Below are 921 nucleotides of genomic sequence, written 5' to 3' on the forward strand. Positions count from 1 at the left end.
GCGCAAGCCTGATGCAGCGACGCCGCGTGGGGGATGAAGGCCTTCGGGTTGTAAACTCCTTTCGCTAGGGACGAAGCGCAAGTGACGGTACCTGGAGAAGAAGCACCGGCTAACTACGTGCCAGCAGCCGCGGTAATACGTAGGGTGCGAGCGTTGTCCGGAATTACTGGGCGTAAAGAGCTCGTAGGTGGTTTGTCGCGTCGTTTGTGTAAGTCCACAGCTTAACTGTGGGACTGCAGGCGATACGGGCATAACTTGAGTGCTGTAGGGGAGACTGGAATTCCTGGTGTAGCGGTGAAATGCGCAGATATCAGGAGGAACACCGATGGCGAAGGCAGGTCTCTGGGCAGTAACTGACGCTGAGGAGCGAAAGCATGGGTAGCGAACAGGATTAGATACCCTGGTAGTCCATGCCGTAAACGGTGGGCGCTAGGTGTGAGTCCCTTCCACGGGATTTGTGCCGTAGCTAACGCATTAAGCGCCCCGCCTGGGGAGTACGGCCGCAAGGCTAAAACTCAAAGGAATTGACGGGGGCCCGCACAAGCGGCGGAGCATGTGGATTAATTCGATGCAACGCGAAGAACCTTACCTGGGCTTGACATGTAGCGGATCGCCGCAGAGATGTGGTTTCCCTTGTGGTCGCTATACAGGTGGTGCATGGTTGTCGTCAGCTCGTGTCGTGAGATGTTGGGTTAAGTCCCGCAACGAGCGCAACCCTTGTCTTATGTTGCCAGCACGTAATGGTGGGGACTCATGAGAGACTGCCGGGGTTAACTCGGAGGAAGGTGGGGATGACGTCAAATCATCATGCCCCTTATGTCCAGGGCTTCACACATGCTACAATGGTCGGTACAGCGCGTTTGCTACCTTGTGAGGGGATGCTAATCGCACAAAGCCGGCCTTAGTTCGGATTGGGGTCTG

1 rRNA gene is annotated in these 921 nt (G+C 56.0%); it reads left to right on the forward strand.

Annotated features, from left to right (window positions below):
- A 16S ribosomal RNA gene (locus tag ACXIUA_RS10560) occupies positions 1–921 on the forward strand; the annotation flags it as partial.

The organism is Corynebacterium sp. UMB8791 (genome assembly GCF_054166365.1).